Raw genomic sequence first — 964 nt, 5'->3', positions numbered from 1 at the left:
AACTTCCGTGATCGGAACTGGGATCCGCGGTCCGAGTGGACGATGCAGCCAGCGGCATCTCGACGCCTGGATATCGCGCTCTCCAGGGCATTCACTGCCAGACGCGCCTTCATCCGGGAGTCCATGGAGTAGCCGACGATCCGGCCGGAGAACACGTCCTTGATGGCGCAGAGGTAGAGCTTGCCCTCGTCGGTGGGGTGTTCCGTGATGTCGGTCAGCCACAGTTCGTTGACGTCATCAGCAGTGAAGTCGCGCTTGACGAGGTCGTCGTGGACCGGTGGCCCGGGGCGCTTCCCGTTCTTACCGCGCTTCTTCCCGAACACTGACCACCACTGGTTGTCCCGGCAGATCTTCCACGCGGTCCGCTCACACATCTTCTCGCCGGTGTCGGCGGCTTCGTCGACCAGGAGCCGGTAGCCGTACTCGGGGTCGTCGACGTGGGCGTCCAGCAGGGCGTTGGCCCGGTAAGCCTCGATCAGTTCGGCATTGGTGACCTGCTGTTTCCGCCAGCGGTAGTAGGGCTGGCGGGAGAGCTTCAGGACCCGCAGGGACACCGTGACGGGGATGCCGTCGACGGCGAGCTCGCTCACGAGCGGGTAGTACCTTTTCCCGGCAGGTTCGCCTGGGACAGGTAGGCAGCGGCGCGGCGGAGGACCTCGTTCTCCTGCTGAAGCAGCCGGATCTGCTTGCGCGCCTCACGCAACTCGGTCGATTCCTCCCGGGTCCTGCCGGGGCGGTTGCCGTCGTCGATATCGGCTTGGCGGATCCATTTGTGGAGCGTCATCTCGTGGACGCCGAAGTCCTTCGCGATCTGCGCGATCGTGATGCCGTCCTCACGGGACCGGGCCACTCGCACGACGTCTTCGCGGAACTCCTGGGGGTAGGGAGCGGGCATGGTGCACATCCTTCCAGGCCGCCCTACGGGCAAGCCAGATCAGATGTCACCCATCCTTGCGGCAGTCCC

Annotated in this window: 2 protein-coding genes; both read right to left on the bottom strand. The window is 65.0% G+C overall.

The window, feature by feature from the left end; genetic code table 11:
• Positions 1–590, bottom strand: a 590-nt coding sequence (locus tag ACT3TZ_RS15170) for an IS3 family transposase (RefSeq protein ID WP_444584244.1), incomplete at its 3' end; no start/stop codon positions are given.
• Positions 587–895: a transposase gene (locus ACT3TZ_RS15165; protein WP_444584243.1), complete on the bottom strand. Its 309-nt coding sequence runs from the start codon at positions 893–895 to the stop codon at positions 587–589. The genes ACT3TZ_RS15170 and ACT3TZ_RS15165, both read right to left, overlap by 4 nt.
• Between the last annotated feature and the right edge of the window lie 69 nt (positions 896–964).

The sequence above is a fragment of the Brachybacterium sp. AOP25-B2-12 genome, from assembly GCF_052378625.1.
In the GTDB taxonomy this organism is placed as follows: domain Bacteria; phylum Actinomycetota; class Actinomycetes; order Actinomycetales; family Dermabacteraceae; genus Brachybacterium.
The sequence above is the reverse complement of the archived record's forward strand: the minus strand, read 5'-3'. Positions and strand labels throughout refer to the sequence as shown.

What these genes read in the sequence shown, in the direction of transcription:
- ACT3TZ_RS15165 (WP_444584243.1), bottom strand. Translation starts at nt 895, where the DNA reads ATGCCCGCTCCCTACCCCCAGGAGTTCCGCGAAGACGTCGTGCGAGTG.